Source organism: Nocardioides sp. (assembly GCF_036503465.1).
GTDB lineage: Bacteria > Actinomycetota > Actinomycetes > Propionibacteriales > Nocardioidaceae > Nocardioides.
Map to the genome: position 1 here is coordinate 1 of NZ_DASXWU010000100.1, position 12,795 is coordinate 12,795.

Sequence of the window (12,795 nt, forward strand, 5' to 3'; positions counted from 1 at the left end):
GGCACGGACGCGAAACGGGCCCGGACCGCGGCCGCCCGGGCGGTCGGAGCCGGCATCAAGCGGATCGACGCCCGCCGCCGGGAGCGCGAGCGTCTGATCAAGCGGATCGGCGACGCGCCCCGGCAGCCGTGGATCTACCTGATCGTCGCGACCGGTGACATCTACGAGGACATCCCGCAGGCCCAGGCGGCCGCTCGTGAGGGCGCGGACATCATCGCCGTGATCCGGTCCACGGGCCAGAGCCTGCTCGACTTCGTTCCGGAGGGCGCGACCCGCGAGGGCTTCGCCGGCACCTATGCCACGCAGGAGAACTTCCGGCTGATGCGGGCCGCCCTCGACGACACCTCGAAGGAGCTCGGCCGCTACGTCCGGCTCACCAACTACGCCAGCGGCCTCTGCATGCCCGAGATCGCCACCCTCGCCGGGCTCGAGCGGCTCGACATGATGCTCAACGACTCGATGTACGGGATCCTCTTCCGCGACATCAACCCGATCCGCACGTTCGTCGACCAGCGCTTCAGCCGCCAGGTGCACGCCCGCGCGGGCATCATCATCAACACCGGCGAGGACAACTACCTGACCACGGCGGACGCCGTCGAGGCCGCGCACACGGTGACCACCAGCCAGCTCCTCAACGAGTACTTCGCCAAGGAGGCCGGCCTCGAGGACTGGCAGCTCGGTCTGGGTCACGCCTTCGAGATCGACCCGGACATCCCCGACTCGTTCCGTCTGGAGCTGGCCCACGCGATGCTCGCCCGCGACCTGTTCCCCGACGCGCCGCTGAAGTGGATGCCGCCGACCCGGCACATGACCGGCGACGTCTTCCGGGGCTACCTGCTCGACGGGTTCTTCAACCTGGTCGGCGCGCTCACCGGTCAGGGGATCCTGCTGGTCGGGATGATGACCGAGGCGGTCGTGACGCCGTGGCTGTCCGACCGCGACCTGGCCCTGCAGAACGTCCGCTACGTGATGAACGCCGCGGGCAACCTCCACGAGGACTTCCGCCCCGAGCCCGACGGCCTCATCGCCGAGCGTGCGCGGCGGGTGCTCGCCGAGACCATCGACCTGCTCGCGACGATCGCCGACGAGCCGGGCCGCGCGCCGCTGCTCGAGGCGATCGCGGACGGCACCTTCGGCCTGATGAAGCGCCCGGCCGACAAGGGCAAGGGGCTCGAGGGCGTCGCCCGGAAGGCGGGCGACTACTGGAACCCGGCCAGCGAGATCCTGGCCCTTCGAGACGGCGCGGGAACGCCTGCTCAGGGACCGGTGAAGCGGTGAGCGGGCCGATCCGGCCGTACGGCGACACCACCGGCGACGGCATGGTGCAGCTGAGCTTCACGCTGCCGATTCCTCACTCGAAGGTCGCCGAGGGGGCGGCCGTCCAGCTCGCCACCAAGATGGGCATGGACCCGGCCCTCGTCGTGCACGCCAAGCAGATGGGGGAGGACTACACCTTCTTCGTCGTCTACGGCCGCGTGCACCACCTGGTCGACCCGAGCAAGGTCGAGGTGGTCGAGCGCGACTACCCGCTGCTCACGCCCAAGGAGGCCAACGCCGCGATCAAGAGCAGCCTGCGCCGCCGCCTGGTCGTGGTCGGCGGCTGCATCGGCACCGACGCGCACACGGTGGGCATCGACGCGATCCTGAACATCAAGGGGTTCGCGGGAGAGAAGGGCCTGGAGTACTACCGCGAGCTCAAGGTCGTGAACCTCGGTGCCCAGGTCAGCGTCCCCCAGCTCGTCGAGCGGGCCCGGGAGGAGAGGGCCGACGCGGTGCTGGTCTCGCAGGTCGTGACCCAGCGTGACGCCCATCTCCTCAACACCCGCGAGATGTCGGCGGCGTTCCGCGAGTCCTACCCACCCGAGAAGCGGCCGCTCCTGATCGTCGGTGGCCCGCGCTTCGACGAGACCATGGCAGGCGACCTCGGCGTCGACCGGGTGTTCACCAGAGGTACGACGCCCGGCGAGGTCGCGTCGTACCTCGTCCACCGCCTGGCCCCGCCGCCTGCGCGGCCCGAGCAGAAAGCGTCGTGAGGCGATGCCCACCAAGAACGGCAAGGACGTCGGGACGCGCATCGTGCACCGGCGCTACGTGCCGTACTCCGACGCCCACTACGCCGGCGACCTCGTCGACGGGGCGTACAGCCTGAAGCTGTTCGGCGACGTGGCCACCGAGATGTGCATCGTCACCGACGGTGACGAAGGCCTGTTCGCGTCGTACTCCGACGTGCAGTTCAAGGAGCCCGTCCGGGCCGGCGACGTGCTGGAGATCGTCTGCGAGCTGGTCAAGGTCGGCACCCGGAGCCGGGGCCTGGAGCTGTCGGTCGTGGTCGTCGCCCGCGGCAACCCGACCCCCGAGCGGCCCGGCGCCGCCGCGATGCTCGAACCGCCGCTCGTCGCCACCACCGGCACCGGCACGGTCGTGGTGCCGAGCTGAGGCGACCAGGGAGTTAACGACCGTTCACCCGGTCGGCGTGTCGATGCCGGACACGCCGCGATTTTGCCGGAAATTCCTCGCAAACCTCACGGAACGCACCCGTGGCTGACCTGCGACGACGCATGTCCGCGCAGGTCAGCAGCCGGTTGACAACTGGGCGTCCGATGACCAAAGTGCGGGCATTCGCTCAGGCATTCACGGGAGCAAGACCGACGTCCGAGTGGCCGGGTCGCCCGGTGGGAGTCCGCCCATCGGGGGAGCCGGTTCGCGGAGGTCGGTTCTTGCCACGCGAGAGCGAGCCCGGAGGGGGAGGTGGTCCCCCTAGACAACTTCCGGGGCACGACAGCCGGTCGTGGTCCGGTCGGCCCGAAGGGCCGCATCCCCCTCCGGCAAGCGCGCTCGCCCGGGTGCTGTGGGGCCGGCCGCTATTTTCTGTCCATGCGGACGCGTTGCCTGGTGGCCCTCGTGGCCGGGGTGGCGCTGACGCTGGCCTTCCCGCCCGTCGGTGCCTTCTGGCTGCTGCCGTTTGCGGTCGGCGTCTTCTTCGTCGTCACCGACGGCCTTCCGGCGCGCCGAGCCTGGATCCCGGGCCTGCTCTTCGGCGCCTCGTTCCAGGTCACCCTGCTGTGGTGGCTGCACGCCGTGGGCACCGTCCCGTGGCTGGGGCTCTCGTTCACCCAGACCGTCTGGTACGGCGTGCTGGGCGCGGCCGCGGTGCCGTTGCGCCGGCTGCGCCTGGCTCCCGCCTGGCTGGCCGTCGCCTGGGTGGCGATGGAGTCCCTGCGTTGCACCTGGCCGGCCGGCGGCATGCCCTGGGGCAGACTGTCCTACGCCGCCGTCGAGACCCCGGTGGCCGGCTCGCTGCCGTTCATCGGCGCCACCGGGTTGAGCCTGGTCCTGGCGCTGGCCGGCGCACTGCTCGCGTCCGCCTGGGCGGGTCGGGACCGCCGTCGCCGGGTGGTGCCGCTGGCGTCACTGCTCGGCGTGCTGGCCCTGGCGTCGGTGCCCGCGGTCGCGCCGTACTCCGAGACCGCGGTCGGCCACGTCGACGTCGCTGCCGTGCAGGGCGACGTGCCCGGGAACGGGACGGACGTGCTCGCGCACTTCCGGCGGATCACGGCGCAGCACCAGCGGGAGACCGAGCGTCTCGCCGCCGACATCCGGGCCGGTCGGACCACGAAGCCCGACTTCGTTGTCTGGCCCGAGAACTCCACCGCGGTGGACCCCTTCGAGGACCAGCAGATGAAGAGCGATATCGAGGGCGCCCTCCACAGCATCGACGTCCCGATCCTGGCCGGCGTGGTTGTCGACGGCGGCCCGAAGCACGTGCTGAACCAGGGCATCGTCTTCGACCCGGTCACCGGCGCGGGCGACCGGTACACCAAGTGGCACCCGGTGCCCTTCGGGGAGTACATCCCGTGGCGCTGGCTGTTCGGCACCCACCTGCCCCAGCTCAACCAGATCTCGCGCGACATGGTGCGCGGCACCCGGGTCGAGCCCCTGGAGGTCGCGGGCACCAAGGTCGCCGACGCCATCTGCTTCGACGTGGCCTACGACGACGGCCTCTACGCGCAGCTCTCGCACGGCGGGCAGCTGGTCGTGGTCCAGACCAGCAACGCGATGTTCATCCACACCGACCAGATCGACCAGCAGTTCGCGATCAGCCGGCTCCGGGCCATCGAGACCCACCGTTACGTCGTGGTGGCGGCCATCAACGGCATCACCGGGGTCATCGCGCCGGACGGCTCGGTGGTCACCTCGGTGCCGGTCCGGACCCAGGCGTACGCCGACGCCACGGTCGGGCTGTACGACGCGGTGACGCCCGCCGTGCGGATCGGCCCGTGGCTGGGCCGGGCCTGCCTCGGCCTGGTCGTTCTGGGGTGGCTGCTGGCGTGGGCCCAGTATCGTCGGACACGCGGAGCGGCGACGACCCCGTCCGCGACCCCCATTCTCGACAGGATCCCCGCATGACCAGCGACCGAGCCTCCGCGGCGTCCTCCGGCGACGCCCTCGGCCGGGTCGTGATGGTGGTCCCGACGTACAACGAGGTCGACAACCTGGCCTGGATCGTCGGTCGCCTGCGCGTTGCCGAGCCCGACGTGCACGTGCTGGTCGTCGACGACAACTCACCGGACGGCACCGGCAAGATCGCCGACGAGCTCGCGGCCGCCGACGAGGCGGTACGCGTCCTCCACCGGACGGAGAAGGGCGGCCTCGGGGCGGCGTACAAGCACGGGTTCCGGGTGGCGCTCGACGCCGGCTACGACGTGATCGGGGAGATGGACGCCGACGGGTCGCACCAGCCGGAGCAGCTCCACGTGCTGCTGGACGCCCTGCGCGACGCCGACCTGGTGGTCGGCTCCCGCTGGATACCCGGCGGCAGCGTCGTGAACTGGCCGTTCCACCGCGAGCTCCTCTCGCGCGGCGGCAACCTCTACGTCCGTCTGCTGCTCGGCGTGCGGGTCCGTGACGCCACCGCGGGCTACCGCCTCTTCCGGCGTACTGCGCTCGAGGCGTTCGACCTGGAGACCGTCGAGAGCACCGGCTACGTGTTCCAGACCGACATGGTCACGCGCTGTCTGCGGCTGGGGCTGCGGGTGCGGGAGGTCCCGATCGAGTTCATCGAACGGATCCGGGGTGACTCCAAGATGAGCGGCCAGGTGGCCGTCGAGTCGCTGCGCCGGGTCACCACCTGGGGCCTCCGGGAGCGCCGCGACCAGCTGGCCACGCGCTGGAGGCGTCGGTGAGCTCGAGCCGGTTCCGCGGACGCCCGAGCCGCCGGGGCTTCCCCTGGTGGCTGCTGGTCGTCGCGTTCGTCGTGGTGCCGATCCTGGAGATCTACGTGATCATCCAGGTAGGGCAGGTGATCGGCGCCTGGTGGACGATCCTGCTGCTGATCGCCGACAGCATCTTCGGCAGCTGGCTGGTCAAGCACGAGGGACGCCGCGCCTGGCTCGCGCTGACGACCGCGATCCAGTCCGGGCGGATGCCGGCCCGCGAGCTGGCCGACGGCGCCCTGATCCTGGTCGGCGGCACGCTGATGATCAGCCCCGGCTTCGTCACCGACGTGGTCGGGATCGTGCTGATCCTGCCGTTCACGCGCCCGCTCGCCCGACGCCTGCTGACACGCGTCGTGGCCCGCCGGTTCGCCGTCGTCCAGTACGACGCACGTCGCCCCGGACCCGGGCCTCAGGGGCCTGTCGTCCGGGGCGAGGTCGTCGACGAGTGACCGGTCTTCGACCCGTCAGCGTGCCTTCGACTTGACGCGTCGCTTGGCGTTCGCGCGATGCAGGTGGGCCGGTCCGATCTCGCCGTCGCGCAGCAGCTCGAGTCGCTCCTTGAGGATGTCCTCGAGCTCCTTCTCGGACCGACGCTCGAGGAGCATGTCCCAGTGCGTGCGGGCCGGCTTCTCGGCTTTCTCCTGGGGGCGGATGCCCGACGTGTTCAGCGCCTCGGCGCCGCAGCGCGGGCACTCCCAGACGGCCGGGACCTCGGCCTCGATCGACATGGTCACCTCGAACTCGTGACCGTTCACGCAGCGGTATCCGCACTGCTGACGAGCCGCGAACTCGATGCCCCGCTCGTCCTCGAAACTCTGTCCTCCCAGCCGCGCGCCACGAAGTGTGCGCTCTGCCATGAGGTTCACCTCCAGCGTTCTGTAGCCCCCGGTACGCTCCCGAGGCGTACTGACAAGACGTCCGTACCCCGTGTTCGTGATGACCACACGTCACGGATTTCCTGTCTTGCTCAACGTACGCCGGTCACGCTCTGTTCCTGAGCAGGACGCGAGGCGGGTCACAACGGGTCGGTCCGCCTCGCACCTCTCACACCAGACTCATACCACGGACGGGACCGCGTTGCCCGCCTCTTGGATGCCTCGGCGGGCGTCGAGCCGCAGCAGGAAGGCCGCCCCGAGCAGGAAGAACACGATCAGGGCGACGATCGCCGGCCGGTAGGAGCCGGTCACCTGGAAGACCACGCCGAACAGGAACGTCCCGAACCACGACGTACCTCGCTCGCAGGCGTTGTAGAGCGCGAAGTACTCGCCCTCACGGCCGCGAGGGATGAGCAGGCTGAAGAACGACCGGGACAGCGCCTGGGTGCCGCCCAGGACCACCGCGATCGCCACCCCGGCGAGCAGGAAGGCCACGACGTTCTTGCGGGGCAGGAACATGGCCAGCACCACGATCGCCATCCAGGCGTAGATGCCCCACAGGATGCACCGGTAGGCGCCGTACCTCGCGGCGAGGCGGCCGAAGAGCAGCGCGCCGCCGAAGGCGACGAACTGGATCAGCAGGATGGTCGCGATCAGCACGCTGTCGCCGAACCCGAGCTGCTTGGACCCGTATGTCGACGCCACCCCGATCACGGTCTGGATGCCGTCGTTGTAGAACAGGAAGGCGACCAGGAAGGTCAGCGTCATCGGGAACCCGCGCATCTCGCGGAGGGTCCGGAACAGCTGGCCGAACGAGCGGTCCCACAGCCTGCCGGCCCCCGGTCCGAGGTCCTGGGCGGGGTGGTCGCGCAGCCGGAGGAACGGGACGAACGTGAAACCGGCCCACCAGAGCGCGGCCGAGAGCAGCGACAGCCGGACCGAGAGCTCCTTGTCCAGCCCGATCGCGTCGTGTGCCAGGACCATCACCAGGTTGACGGCGAGCAGCAGTCCACCGCCCAGATAGCCCCAGGCCCACCCCCGCGAGGAGACCCGGTCGCGCTCCTCCTCGGTGGAGATGTCGACCAGGATCGCGTAGTAGCTGACCAGGGAGCACCCGCCGAGCACGCTGCTGATCACCACCGCCACCGCCGCGAGCTGCCACTGGGTGCCGTGCATCAAGAAGAGCAGCGCTGCGAAGAACGACCCGGACCAGGCGAACGCCGCCATGTGCACCCGCTTGCGCGAGGACTGGTCGACCAGGGCACCGACGACAGGCAGCAGGAAGGCGCTGGAGATCGTGGCGAAGCTGGTCAGGTAGAACGGCAGCGATCCGGCCGCCACGTGCAGGCCGAGCACGTCGACCGTCTTGCCGCAGGTGTCGTCGGCCGAGTTCCCACAGCCGGCGGCCCGCCCGGCCACGGTGATCATGAACGGCGCGAACAGCACGCTCAGGACGGTCGTGTAGTAGGCGGAGTTGGCCCAGTCGTACCAGTTCCAGGCCCGCTGCTCCCGGGAGCGCCACAGCGGCTCCAGGTCGGCGACCCCCTGCTCGGTCACGGCTGCATCACGCCTCCTCCCGTAGGTCGTGCGGCCACAGCCCGCGCTCTCGGAGCACGTCTCGGAGTATGTCGGTGCGATCGGTCATCAGCCCGTCGACACCTCGGTCGAGAAGCCGCCGCATCTCGTCGGGGTCGTCGACGGTCCACACGTGCACCTGAAGCCCGACCGCGTGTGCGCGGCGTACCAACCGGGACGACGCGACGACCAGGAGGCCCCGGCGGTGCGGGACCTGGAGCGCCGCCGGCGCCCCTCGGGTGACCAGGCGGGCGACACGGGCCGGGAGGAGGAGGTACGCAGCGACCTCGCCCGGCGAGGCGGCGGTCGCGACGCGCGGGCCGGCGAGCCGGCGGAAACGGCGGATCCGACGACCCGAGAACGAGCCGACCAGGACGCGCTCCTCCAGCCGATGCTCGCGCACGAACGCCGCCAGCGGAGCCGTGGCCCCGGCGGACTTCACGTCGATGTTGAAGCACGCCTCCGGGAACGCCGACACCATGGCGAGGAGGGTCGGCACCGGCTCGCGCCCGCCGACCCGCAGCGCGCCCAGCTCCGCGGAGCCGAGCTCCTCGACACCGCCCACGCCGTCCGTCATCCGCTCCAGGAGCGCGTCGTGGAAGGCGACCAGGACGCCGTCACGGGTCACGTGGACGTCGGTCTCGAGGTACCGGTAGCCAAGACCGACGGCGTGCGCGAACGCGGCTCGGGTGTTCTCCAGGCCGCCGAGGTCGGGGTGCCGGGCTCCGCCGCGGTGCGCGAAGGCCAGGAACGGGCTCCCGCCGTCCAGGAACGGGTAGCCGGTGCTCACCGCAGCAGTATCGCTTTCGGTGGTCGAGGAGCGAGTCCTGCGAGCGTCACGAGACCTGGGGTTCCTTCGGTGGTCGAGGAGCGAGCCCTGCGAGCGTCTCGAGACCTGGTGACCTGCCTTGGGTGCGGTGGCCGGGTCAAGGCCCCGGGCACGTCACGGGGTTTCGAGACGCGCCGCTCAGCCCCTCGTCCCTCGGTCCTGAGCCGGACGCTCCTCAACCTGCGCGCCCATTCCGAGCCTTCGCGAGCTCCGGCTCGGGGCGCTTGCTCGTCAGAAGTCCCGGAAGGTCTCGATCTGGGCGCCGAGCTGGTTGAGCCGCTCTGCGAGGTCCTCGTAGCCGCGGTGGATGACGTAGGTCGACCTCAGCACCGAGGTGCCCTTCGAGGCGAGCATCGCGAGCAGGACGACGACGGCGGGCCGCAGCGCGGGGGGGCACACGATCTCGGTGCCGGTCCAGCGGGTGGGGCCCTCGACCATCACCCGGTGGGAGTCGAGCAGCTTGACCTGGCCGCCGAGCTTGTTCAGCTCGACGAGGTAGATCGCCCGGTTCTCGTAGACCCAGTCATGGATCAGCGTCTGACCGTCGGCCACCGCCGCGATCAGCGCGAAGAACGGCAGGTTGTCGATGTTGAGGCCCGGGAACGGCATCGGGTGGATCTTGTCCAGCGGCGCGGTCAGCAGCGACGGGTGCGTGGTCAGGTCGACCAGGCGGGTGTGGCCGTTGCGGGCGAGGTACTCCTCGGAGCGGTCGTACTTGAACCCCATGTCCTCGAGCACCGCCAGCTCGATCTCGAGGAACTCGATCGGCACCCGGCGGATCGTGATGGACGACTCCGTGACGATCGCGGCGGCCAGCAGTGACATCGCCTCGATCGGGTCCTCCGCGGGCGCGTAGTCGACGTCGACGTCGATCTCCTTGCAGCCGGTCACGGTCAGCGTCGTGGTGCCGACGCCCTCGACGTCCACGCCGAGCTTCTGCAGGAAGAAGCAGAGGTCCTGGACCATGTAGTTCGACGACGCGTTGCGGATCACCGTCGTCCCGGTGTGCAGCGCGGCCGCGAGGAGGGCGTTCTCGGTCGTGGTGTCGCTGCGCTCCGTGAGCACGATCGGCCGCGTCGGCACCATCGTCCGGTTGACGGTGGCGTGGTAGTAGCCCTCGGTCGCCTTGACCTCGAGACCGAACGGCCGGAGGGCGGCCATGTGCGGCTCGACCGTGCGGGTGCCGAGCTGGCACCCGCCGGCGTACGGGAGCTCGAACGTGTCGGCGCGGTGGAGCAGCGGGCCGAGGAACATCAGCACCGAGCGGGTACGCCGTGCGGCAGCCTCGTCGATCGCGCTCAGGTCGAGCTCCTTGGGCGGCACGATCTCGAGGTCGCCCTCGTCGCCGATCCAGCGGGTGTGCACGCCCAGGCTGCCGAGCACCTCGAGGAGACGGTTGACCTCCTCGATCCGGGCGACCTTGCGCAGCGTGGTCCGGCCGCGGTTGAGCAGGGACGCGCAGAGCAGCGCGACCCCGGCGTTCTTGGACGTCTTGACGTCGATCTCGCCCGACAGCGTGGTCGGTCCGGTGATCCGCAGGTGGGTCGGGCCGGCGCCGAGGGCGACGATCTCGGAGTCGAGCGCGGAGCCGATCCTGGCCACCATCTCCAGGGAGAGGTTCTGGTGCCCCTTCTCGATCCGGTTGACCGCGCTCTGGCTGGTCTGGAGGCGCTCGGCCAGCTGCTGCTGCGTGAGCCCGCGATGCGTGCGGGCGTCGCGGATCAGCTTCCCGATACGGCCCTTGAAGTCCTCCGTCATGGGGCCACGATATCTCATGTGTGAGATAAGTCCACACTCCCTGGTCGGCGTGTCCGGTGCTCGAAATGACCGAAGGGTCAGGATGTCCGGCAGCACGTTACCCATGTGGGCCAGGGGAGCAACTCTCGAGGACGTCTCCACGGCCGATCAAGGAAGGCCCTGCGCGCAAGGGCGCCGAGCCGGAGTGCTCGGAAGGCCGCGTGGAAAGGGTCCGGCTCCCGCGACCGTGGTCGCGGGAGCCGGGCTGTTCCTACATCGACCGGGGAGGCCGGTCCGGGTCCGCTAGCGGCGATGCGCACTCAGCATCTGACTGCCCGGCATCTCGCACGGTGCGCAGTCGCAGTGCTCGTCGCACACCAGGAAGGTGTGCATCGCGTGGCCGCACCGGGGGCATGGCAGGTCGTGCGAGAGGTGCTGGTCGTTGTCGCTGACCGTGTCCCACATGACCTGTCGTCCCTTCGGCTTCGGTGTCACCCGGAGTGAATCCCATGCTGGCGCGGTCGTCGGACAGCGACAGTCGGAAAGCGGACAAATGGTCACAACGTGCTACGACGTCAGGACCATCGGCCCGGGGCATGGTGCGGTGGGCTCAGGCGACCAGCGAGCGGATCGCACGTCGGGTCGCGAACCACAGGCACAGCAGCGACATGGCCAGACCGAAGACCAGCGTGGCCGTGAGCACCGAGGTCGCCCGGACCACCGCGCCCAACGCCGGCACGGAGAGCGGCATCAAGCTCATGTCGCCGAGGCTGGTGACCGAGGTGACCCGACCCAGGTGTGAGGCGTCGATCACCCGCAGAAACGCCGCGCTCAGCCAGACCGACGCGGCTCCGGCCGTGAACCCCAGCACGGTCATCGCGACGACCAGGGCCGGCCGCCAGCCGATCCCGACGGCGACGATCGCCAGCCCCTGCAGCACGAGCATCCGGAACCCCGCCGCGGCGCCGTACGACGGCTGCCACCGGATGCCGACCACGCTGCCGGCGATCGCGCCGGCGGCCAGGCAGGCGTCGGCGATGCCGAGCCAGTGCGCGCCCCATCCGGACCCGCTGACCCGCAGCGCCACCCCGAGCCCGGTCACCGGCGTCACGAACACGTTGAGTGCGGTCAGCCCGACCACGAACAGCTTCGCGGTGTCGTGCCGGCGCAGGTACCGCAACCCGTCGCCGAAGGACTCCCGCCAGTGCTGCTGGGCGGCCCGCGGCAGCCGGAACCGCGGACGTACGACGAGCACCAGCACCGCCGCGATACCCACGAACGTGACCGCGTCGACCAGCATCACCGCGACCGGACCTCCCCAGGCCACGAGCACGCCACCGGCCGGGGCGCCGAGCAGCCTCATCGCCCGGCCGGAGATCTGGTTCCAGCCCTGGACGGTCCCGAGGTCGTCACCGGACACGACCTGACGGATCAGGGTCGCGCCGGACGGGATGGTGAGCCCGCTGGCCACTCCGAACGAGATCGCGATCGCGAGCAGGACCGGCGCCCCGTGGAGTCCGGAGGACCAGGCGGCCGCCCCCAGCACGAGCACGGCGGCCTGTCCGATCTGGCCCGCGACCAGGATCCGGCGCGGCTCGTGCCGGTCGGCGAGCACGCCGCCGACCAGGACCAGGAGTGCCTGTGGAAGCATCTCCGCGCCCAGCACGACGCCGGCCACCACGGGCCCGAGCGTGTGTGCGGCGGTCCACGCCAGGGCGACGGTCCATGCGTAGTCGCCGAACCACGACAGCCCCACTGCGCCGAGCCAGACCAGGACCATGGGGTCCCGGCGCGCCGGTGGCGGGGGAGCGCCGATCGGCTCCGGCTGGGTCGCGACGGCGCTCACGGCCGGACGGGTCCGCTCGGGAAGGCCCGGAGAACGACGCGGACCGGCAGCCTGCTCTCCTCCGGCCGGCGTGCACGGTCGTCGAGGCACTCCTGCGACCACGTCTGGGTGACGTCTCGCAGGCGCACCGCGAGGTCCTCGAGTTGGGCACGGGTCGCCGGTACGACGGTGTCGGTGGAGCTGGCGGCCCGGCGCCAGTCGGCGTCGACCTCGTGCGCGTGGCTGAGCCAGTGCGCCACCGACCGGACCTGGTGCCGGAAGTTCTCCGCCTCGGCCGCGTCCGCGATCCGGCGGCCTGCGGTCCCGGTGGCGAAGTCGTCCGCGCTCCAGGTCAGTGGCCGGCGGACCGAGCGCCACCAGCTCTCCCGGGTGTCCTGGGCGAGCTCGGGCGCGGGCTCGATGAACCCGTGCCGGTGCAGGGCCTTGAGGTGATGGCTCACCGAGCCGACGGCCAGCCCGGTGCGTCCGGCGAGCCGGCCGACGCTGGCCGGACCCTCGATCTCGAGCAGCTCGGCGAGCCAGCGGCGGGTCGGGTGGTGGAACGCCATCAGCACGTCGAGCAGCTCGTCGCCGGACTCATGGGCGGACTCGTGGCCGGACTCGTGACCGGGGGATCGCGTGGGAGCTGAGTCGCGGTGCCTCTGGTCGGCGGTCCGTCGGGTCATGGCCTCAGCCTGACCGGGTCCGGGTCCGTCGTACAAGCCTTCTTGTATAACT

The 12,795-nt window shown here is 70.7% G+C and carries 13 protein-coding genes; 6 read left to right on the forward strand and 7 right to left on the reverse strand.

The genetic code is table 11. The features are described 5' to 3' along the window. From VGK78_RS18685 to VGK78_RS18710, 6 genes are all read left to right on the forward strand, one after another. Positions 1 to 1,278, forward strand: a 1,278-nt coding sequence (locus VGK78_RS18685) for a lysine 5,6-aminomutase subunit alpha TIM-barrel domain-containing protein (RefSeq protein ID WP_331529245.1), incomplete at its 5' end; no start/stop codon positions are given. After that, positions 1,275 to 2,033 carry an OAM dimerization domain-containing protein gene (locus VGK78_RS18690; protein ID WP_331529246.1) on the forward strand — a complete coding sequence of 253 codons (759 nt, stop codon included), beginning with the start codon at positions 1,275 to 1,277 and terminating at the stop codon, positions 2,031 to 2,033. The genes VGK78_RS18685 and VGK78_RS18690, both read left to right, overlap by 4 nt. A gap of 4 nt (positions 2,034 to 2,037) precedes the next feature. Continuing rightward, positions 2,038 to 2,436, forward strand: coding sequence for a hotdog domain-containing protein (locus tag VGK78_RS18695; protein ID WP_331529247.1), 399 nt, complete (start codon positions 2,038 to 2,040; stop codon positions 2,434 to 2,436). A 438-nt stretch (positions 2,437 to 2,874) separates the two neighbouring features. Then, positions 2,875 to 4,407, forward strand: a complete 1,533-nt coding sequence (lnt, locus tag VGK78_RS18700) for an apolipoprotein N-acyltransferase (RefSeq protein WP_331529248.1) — start codon at positions 2,875 to 2,877, stop codon at positions 4,405 to 4,407. Further along, positions 4,404 to 5,183 carry a polyprenol monophosphomannose synthase gene (locus VGK78_RS18705; protein WP_331529249.1) on the forward strand — a complete coding sequence of 260 codons (780 nt, stop codon included), beginning with the start codon at positions 4,404 to 4,406 and terminating at the stop codon, positions 5,181 to 5,183. Before lnt ends, VGK78_RS18705 begins: the two co-directional genes overlap by 4 nt. Further along, positions 5,180 to 5,665 (forward strand): FxsA family protein, encoded by a 486-nt coding sequence (locus VGK78_RS18710; RefSeq protein ID WP_331529250.1) that lies wholly within the window; start codon positions 5,180 to 5,182, stop codon positions 5,663 to 5,665. The genes VGK78_RS18705 and VGK78_RS18710 overlap by 4 nt, the downstream gene beginning before the upstream one ends. A 15-nt stretch (positions 5,666 to 5,680) precedes the next feature. Here the strand turns inward: VGK78_RS18710 and VGK78_RS18715 are convergent, their stop codons facing one another. The 7 genes from VGK78_RS18715 to VGK78_RS18745 all read right to left on the reverse strand — a co-directional run bounded on the left by VGK78_RS18715 (position 5,681) and on the right by VGK78_RS18745 (position 12,743). Continuing rightward, the gene (locus VGK78_RS18715) at positions 5,681 to 6,073 is read right to left on the reverse strand and encodes an RNA polymerase-binding protein RbpA (protein ID WP_331529251.1); all 393 of its coding nucleotides are present in this window, start codon (positions 6,071 to 6,073) and stop codon (positions 5,681 to 5,683) included. 198 nt (positions 6,074 to 6,271) lie between these two features. Next, positions 6,272 to 7,648 carry an MFS transporter gene (locus VGK78_RS18720; protein WP_331529252.1) on the reverse strand — a complete coding sequence of 459 codons (1,377 nt, stop codon included), beginning with the start codon at positions 7,646 to 7,648 and terminating at the stop codon, positions 6,272 to 6,274. A gap of 7 nt (positions 7,649 to 7,655) precedes the next feature. Next, positions 7,656 to 8,456 carry a glycerophosphodiester phosphodiesterase family protein gene (locus VGK78_RS18725; protein ID WP_331529253.1) on the reverse strand — a complete coding sequence of 267 codons (801 nt, stop codon included), beginning with the start codon at positions 8,454 to 8,456 and terminating at the stop codon, positions 7,656 to 7,658. A 270-nt stretch (positions 8,457 to 8,726) separates the two neighbouring features. After that, positions 8,727 to 10,253, reverse strand: a complete 1,527-nt coding sequence (locus VGK78_RS18730; protein WP_331529254.1) for a UDP-N-acetylglucosamine 1-carboxyvinyltransferase — start codon at positions 10,251 to 10,253, stop codon at positions 8,727 to 8,729. 282 nt (positions 10,254 to 10,535) lie between these two features. Continuing rightward, positions 10,536 to 10,697: a hypothetical protein gene (locus VGK78_RS18735; RefSeq protein WP_331529255.1), complete on the reverse strand. Its 162-nt coding sequence runs from the start codon at positions 10,695 to 10,697 to the stop codon at positions 10,536 to 10,538. A 145-nt stretch (positions 10,698 to 10,842) separates the two neighbouring features. After that, positions 10,843 to 12,078: an MFS transporter gene (locus VGK78_RS18740; RefSeq protein ID WP_331529256.1), complete on the reverse strand. Its 1,236-nt coding sequence runs from the start codon at positions 12,076 to 12,078 to the stop codon at positions 10,843 to 10,845. Further along, positions 12,075 to 12,743: an ArsR/SmtB family transcription factor gene (locus VGK78_RS18745; protein ID WP_331529257.1), complete on the reverse strand. Its 669-nt coding sequence runs from the start codon at positions 12,741 to 12,743 to the stop codon at positions 12,075 to 12,077. Before VGK78_RS18745 ends, VGK78_RS18740 begins: the two co-directional genes overlap by 4 nt. Between the last annotated feature and the right edge of the window lie 52 nt (positions 12,744 to 12,795).

Excerpts from the sequence above, each read along its gene's own strand:
- VGK78_RS18745 (WP_331529257.1), bottom strand. The coding sequence starts at position 12,743 with ATGACCCGACGGACCGCCGACCAGAGGCACCGCGACTCAGCTCCCACG.
- lnt (WP_331529248.1), top strand. The coding sequence starts at position 2,875 with ATGCGGACGCGTTGCCTGGTGGCCCTCGTGGCCGGGGTGGCGCTGACG.
- VGK78_RS18705 (WP_331529249.1), top strand. The coding sequence starts at position 4,404 with ATGACCAGCGACCGAGCCTCCGCGGCGTCCTCCGGCGACGCCCTCGGC.
- VGK78_RS18695 (WP_331529247.1), top strand. The coding sequence starts at position 2,038 with ATGCCCACCAAGAACGGCAAGGACGTCGGGACGCGCATCGTGCACCGG.
- VGK78_RS18735 (WP_331529255.1), bottom strand. The coding sequence starts at position 10,697 with ATGTGGGACACGGTCAGCGACAACGACCAGCACCTCTCGCACGACCTG.
- VGK78_RS18715 (WP_331529251.1), bottom strand. The coding sequence starts at position 6,073 with ATGGCAGAGCGCACACTTCGTGGCGCGCGGCTGGGAGGACAGAGTTTC.
- VGK78_RS18730 (WP_331529254.1), bottom strand. The coding sequence starts at position 10,253 with ATGACGGAGGACTTCAAGGGCCGTATCGGGAAGCTGATCCGCGACGCC.